At 67.7% G+C, this 5,235-nt stretch carries 9 protein-coding genes and 1 tRNA gene; 6 read left to right on the top strand and 4 right to left on the bottom strand.

Annotated elements, in window-relative coordinates:
• The 6 genes from VI238_RS09595 to VI238_RS09570 all read left to right on the top strand — a co-directional run.
• The coding region (locus tag VI238_RS09595) for a hypothetical protein (RefSeq protein WP_331650785.1) at positions 1 to 286 on the top strand (286 nt) is incomplete at its 5' end.
• A gap of 308 nt (positions 287 to 594) precedes the next feature.
• Complete coding sequence (locus VI238_RS09590; protein ID WP_331650783.1) at positions 595 to 915, top strand: hypothetical protein; 321 nt, start codon at positions 595 to 597, stop codon at positions 913 to 915.
• Between the two features lie 141 nt (positions 916 to 1,056).
• The gene (locus tag VI238_RS09585; RefSeq protein ID WP_331650781.1) at positions 1,057 to 1,311 is read left to right on the top strand and encodes a hypothetical protein; all 255 of its coding nucleotides are present in this window, start codon (positions 1,057 to 1,059) and stop codon (positions 1,309 to 1,311) included.
• A gap of 283 nt (positions 1,312 to 1,594) precedes the next feature.
• A complete protein-coding gene (locus VI238_RS09580) occupies positions 1,595 to 2,047 on the top strand; it encodes a hemerythrin domain-containing protein (protein ID WP_331650779.1) in 453 nt (150 codons plus the stop codon).
• A gap of 427 nt (positions 2,048 to 2,474) precedes the next feature.
• Entirely contained in the window at positions 2,475 to 2,786 is a 312-nt protein-coding gene (locus VI238_RS09575) for a hypothetical protein (RefSeq protein WP_331650778.1), read from the top strand.
• Between the two features lie 20 nt (positions 2,787 to 2,806).
• Positions 2,807 to 3,055, top strand: coding sequence for a DUF2188 domain-containing protein (locus tag VI238_RS09570; RefSeq protein WP_331650776.1), 249 nt, complete (start codon positions 2,807 to 2,809; stop codon positions 3,053 to 3,055).
• A gap of 36 nt (positions 3,056 to 3,091) precedes the next feature.
• On the opposite strand, the gene VI238_RS09565 is transcribed toward VI238_RS09570, so the two are convergent.
• The 4 genes from VI238_RS09565 to VI238_RS09550 all read right to left on the bottom strand — a co-directional run.
• Complete coding sequence (locus tag VI238_RS09565) at positions 3,092 to 3,274, bottom strand: hypothetical protein (protein WP_331650774.1); 183 nt, start codon at positions 3,272 to 3,274, stop codon at positions 3,092 to 3,094.
• A gap of 465 nt (positions 3,275 to 3,739) precedes the next feature.
• A tRNA-Leu gene (locus VI238_RS09560) sits at positions 3,740 to 3,823 on the bottom strand.
• A gap of 51 nt (positions 3,824 to 3,874) precedes the next feature.
• Complete coding sequence (locus VI238_RS09555; RefSeq protein WP_331650787.1) at positions 3,875 to 4,453, bottom strand: cysteine dioxygenase family protein; 579 nt, start codon at positions 4,451 to 4,453, stop codon at positions 3,875 to 3,877.
• A 130-nt stretch (positions 4,454 to 4,583) separates the two neighbouring features.
• On the bottom strand, positions 4,584 to 5,235 hold a 652-nt coding region (locus tag VI238_RS09550; RefSeq protein ID WP_331650773.1), incomplete at its 5' end, for a hypothetical protein.

Below are 5,235 nucleotides of genomic sequence, written 5' to 3'. Positions count from 1 at the left end.
GATTCGCGACAGGCGAAATCAGGGCTCCATGGTCAGTCAACATCGGGCCGGCCCGGCGACGTTCTACCTGCGACGGAATGGTCGCTTGGAGGTACACGTCAACGGCATGGTCCTAGCAATCGTTCCCGCGGAAGACGTCGCACGACACATGTCGGACGGCGAGCGCGGCCTCGGCCACCTGACCGATGATGTCGCAGCTGCATTGCCCCGCAGCCTCGACATCGATATCGGCCCGGTGCGAACGTGGCTCGGCGAATGGCAGCTGCGCAAGTACCTCGCCGATTAGCGCTGCATCCCGGGTAGCAGTGGCGACGCCGCGACGCACGATGAGCCGCGCTCATCGCCGGACCGCCGGCTCGCCGGCCGTGCTGCACGCGCCCACCAGCCTGCCGTCGCACGTGCGATGCCACAGACCCGTCGCCGTCATCGAGATGGGCGAGCGCATCGCGTATCGGCGCATATCGTCATTGCTCATACAGGGCAATCCGCCGTTTCACGTCCCGTTCCTGAATGGGAAAAATTTTCCCGTTGCGGGGCACCGGCACGCTCGCTACGTTCTGCGCCCCGAACCTGCTGTGACGTGCGGAACCACTCATGTACGACATGTTCGACTCACTGATCTCCCCACGCGAGCTGGGGCGTATGTTCGCGGAACCGGAGCGTCTCGCGGAGGAAGCCGCGAAGGCCGTTGCGGCATTCCGTGTGCCGACGACCGTGTTCATCGATCCGGAGGGCAACGTGTTCGCGCAACCGGCCGCGTATGCCGCCGACCACGCGATGGACGAGATCGTCGGCATCTATTCGCCCGGCATCGGCATGGACGACATCGCCGACGATCTGCGCGCGAGTGTCGCACCGCGGCTCGCGGCGATCGGCATCCTCGTGAACTGGCAGGACGCCTGCCGCCCCGCGTGAGCGTGCCTGCGGCTCGCATGCGCGTCGTCGGCGGCGGCATCTCCGTGCCAGCCGGCGCGTCGAGCCGCAGAGGCGGTGTTACGCCGATCATCGATCGCGACGTCTCAGCCTGCGCGACATGCGCGCGCGATCGTTGCCCGCATGAATACGCATCGAGATCCGCGCCTGGAGCCCCGCACGGGGGATGTCATCTGGTTCCGCTATCCGCGCAGCCGCACCTGGCAATGTGCGATCGTCGACCGCGTCGAGCAGGGGCGCGTGTACTACACGCGGTCGGCGATCGGCGCCGGCCACGGCGAGCACGTCTGGATCGACGTCGACGGCTGGAAGCAGCGCGCCGGCCGATCGCTCCTGCGCTTCCCCCTCGGTCGGCCGCTCGCGCGACGTAGCGCATGAGCACGCCCAGCGGCACCGAGTGAACGCCGCCTGTCGCGCATGCCCGACGGTTCAGGCGTCGGTGCGAGCGCGATGGGCATGCTCACGCCGCCGTCGAACGGCTCGGCACGCGTCGCACGACGCACGCTCGACCTGACGCCCGCGATCGCGCCCGTCGCCGTCCCATTCGCGCGCCACATGGCGAGCACGGTCCGGTCGCCGGCACGACGACGGTGACTCCGATCGGCACGCCGACCGTCGACGCAGGCACATGCCCGCCCACCCGTATGCAGGAGGAAACCCGATGGATGCGATCAAGCTGCTCAAGAACGACCACGACGAAGTCCGCGCGCTGCTCGCGGAGCTGGAATCGACGACCACGCGCGCACTCAAGAAGCGCACTGCGCTCGTCGAAAGGATCGCCGCGATGCTCGAGGCGCACACGACGATCGAAGAGGAGATCTTCTACCCCGCGTTCAAGCAGGCCGGCGAGAAGAGCGACGACGACAAGATGTATTTCGAAGCCCTCGAGGAACACCGCGCCGCGGGCGAACTCGTGCTGCCGGACCTGCTCGGCACCGATGCCGGCAGCGAACAGTTCAGCGGCCGAGCGAAGGTGCTCAAGGAACTCGTCGAGCACCACGCCGACGAGGAAGAGAAGGAGATGTTCCCGCGCGCGAAGAAGCTGCTGTCGAGGCAGGAACTCGCCGAGCTCGGCGAGCAGCTCGAGGCGCGCAAGCAGCAACTGCTGGCATGACCGTCAGCCGCCGCGCGGACCGTGCCGCGTTCACGCGCACGGTCGCGCGGCGATCGCCGCGACGACGCGCTTCGCAGGAGCCGAATCTTGGGGCGATGTCGGCGCGGAGGGGACGGCCCGAGAGGGATCCATGACACGGCGACCGCGTCGTTCCGCGACGCGGCGGGGTTGCGCCATGCCAATGAGATGCGTATCGGTACAAATGTCACCGTGCATGGGAAAGATGTCACGGATGCACGTTTGGTTACTTTTTCTTCACGCATTCGCGCGTATGGTCTTCGCATCACCTCTCCTGCCTCGGCGCGAAGCGATGGGGCGTCCCGATCACGGGTTCCATCGCGCACGATGAGCTACGACAGTCAGCTCGTGCCCCGGTAGTCGAAAGCGCCGCCCGACCTGATCCAGCGGGCCTTCTGGAAACCCAGCCATGAACATGTCCGTGCCCAACGGCAGTTGGACCGTCGTCGCCACCGTGGAGGTCGACGAGAATGAAGCGGTCGCGCAGTTCCTGCCGCGCCAAACCACCGAGTTCCGCTTCGAACGTGCGACCGCGTCGCCGCAAGGCTTCATCTGGATCGACGTCTACGTCGATTTCGGCTTCGGCGTCGAGCACGGTGCGCGCGTGGCGCGCACGGTCATCGACGAGCTCGCGGGTTGCGGTCTTCGCGATCTCCGCGTCGTCGCCGGGGCGGCGTACCTCGAGCTTGCACAGACAGCGTTTACCGCTGGCGCCCACTAGACGCACGAAGGAGAAGAACGATGAACCACTACGTGATGCACCTCGTGCATCGGAAAGGAGACGGTCGCTGGCACGTGGAGGAGGACGGCGGCGCGTCCATTGGCGCCTTCGAGACCAAGGACGAGGCGGAGATGGCGGGACGCATGCGCGCCACGCGCCTGCACGAAGATGGACGCGAGGCTCGACTCGTCGTGCATTGCGAGGACGGTGCGATCGAGGCCGAGTACGCCTACGGACCCGACACGTCCCCGGCCCATGTCGGCGAGTGATCGAGGGAGGCGGAGCCCGCCTCCCTCGACGATCAGTCAGCGGTTGCTGTCCTGACCAGAGCGACCGCCTTCCTGGCCCTGCCGCTCGTTGCCTCCACCCTGCTGGCCGCCACCACCCTGGCCGCCGCTGCCCTGACCGCCGCCCTGACCGCCGCCACCTTGGCCGCCGCCCTGCTGGTTGCCCTGTTGGCCTTGCTGCGGATTGTTCTGCTGACCCATGCCGTTCTCCTCGTTGGCCTCGCGAGTCGCGAGGTGGAGTCAGCGTGGACCTCGCGCACGTGCCACCGCGTGAACATGTTCCGGAAGTCGACAGCGCGGATTCATCCCAATTTTCCGTGATCCATGCATGACGGATCTGCGTACGCCCACGTCGTTTCGCAGCTCGCGGGATCGGGTCGCCGAGGACGTCGTTGGAGTCGTGCGAAGGCTTCGGCGCCCGTCGCGAAGCGCGTGCCTCGATGACGACGCCGGCGAGGGACGACGACGTGTGTTCGCATCCGTGCAGGGCGGGCGCGATGTCGGCATGGGTCGGTCGCTCGCCCGGACGTCCTCGAGAATCGCGCCGCGGAACCTACCGATGCGCGACGGCCACGCATCCAGGCACGAAAAAACCCGCATCGGCGGGCTTGCGAGCCGTCCCCGTACGTACGAGACGCACCGGGACGCACTGAAACGGGCGGGTCATGCCGAAGGTGGGACTCGAACCCACACGCTTTTAAGGGCGGCGGATTTTGAGTCCGCTGCGTCTACCGATTCCGCCACTTCGGCACGGGCACCGCGCGAGCGCCGCGCGGGGTCGCGCAGTATACGGCAAAGCCGTCAGTGGGTGGCATCGAGCGCGAGCTGGCACGCATCGCAGCGGTACCAGCCGGCCCCGGTCGGGTAGAACTTGAGGCAGTTTTCGAGCGAGCGCCGGTAAATATGCAGCGACACCGCGTTGGCGTCGTCGCTCGGATTCATGATCGTGTGGTACTCGTGCGGCGGAATCAGGCTGCCTGCGGAGCCGGCGCCCGCATTCATCGTGCCGCGCGGTTCGAAGCGATATTGACCGTCGCGCGATTCGACGAGTTCGTACGGCGTGATCTCGAGGAAGCCCTGCCATACGCCCTCGACGCACCACTGGCCCGCGTGATCGTGGATCGGCGTGCCCTGGCCCGGGCCCCAGGTCATCGCGACGACGCTGTAGCCGTGCTCCTCGCTGCGATAAAGCTCCCGGCGCGCATAGTGGTCGTCCTCGCGCTCGTAGACGCACGCGGGAAGCTGCACGTTCGGGTCGCGGATCATCCGGCACAGCGCATGGCGCAGCGCGTCGGTCGTCGCGCCCTCGTCGGGCAGTTGCACGGCCGCGTCGATCGCGGCGATGAGCTGGCGGGCGCCGGGGAATTCGAGCGAGAGCATGAGGGCAGCAGAACCGGACATCGTGGGCGTGCACGGATTCTAGCAGGGTCGGGGCGGCAGGTTCCCCAGGCACGTGTTGCCCCGCGGACGCACGCGATGGCGCGGTGCGCGAACCCGGGAGGCCGCCGGGTCAGCGCAAGGTGATGACGTAGACCGGCAGGTTGCCGGAGCTGACCGTGGCGGCGGTCGTATTGCAGACGCGCAGTTTCACCGTGTCGGCGGCGGGCGCGTTCAGGGCGGTGGCGACCAGGCCGGCCGGCAACGTGGCACCTGCCTGCGTCGCGAAGATCGGAATGTCGCCGGCCTGCACCCCTGGTACCGAGATGTTGTAGTCGTTGCACGCGTGCGCGCCGACCGCGACCGCGATCGCCCCGTTCGAGTAGCCGCCCGCGATCTTGCTGCGGGTGATGCTGTCGCCGGCGATCTGCGAGGTGCCGACCGCGCCATTGGCGATCTCGGACGATCCGACCGCGCCCGTCGCGATCTTGCTGGCCGTGACCGCACTGTCGGCGATCTTCGAATTGGATACGGCGTTGGCAGCGAGCTTGGCGTTCGTGACGGCGCCCGAGGCGATCGCCGGATCGGGGTAGGTGCCGGCGAGATCGCCGCCCGCCGGGCCGGTGCTGCCGCTCAGCGTGAACTGCGCCACCGGCGTCGTGGCGACCGGCTGGCGCGGCAGCATCGGTATCCCCTCGACCGACACCTGCAGGTACAGCTGGGTGCCGGTGAACGCGCCGGGGAAGCTCAGCGAGATGCTGAACACGCCGTCGTCGACGGGATAG

Source organism: Dokdonella sp., from assembly GCF_036518555.1.
Classification (GTDB): Bacteria; Pseudomonadota; Gammaproteobacteria; order Xanthomonadales; family Rhodanobacteraceae; genus Dokdonella_A.
The sequence above is the reverse complement of the archived record's forward strand: the minus strand, read 5'-3'. Positions and strand labels throughout refer to the sequence as shown.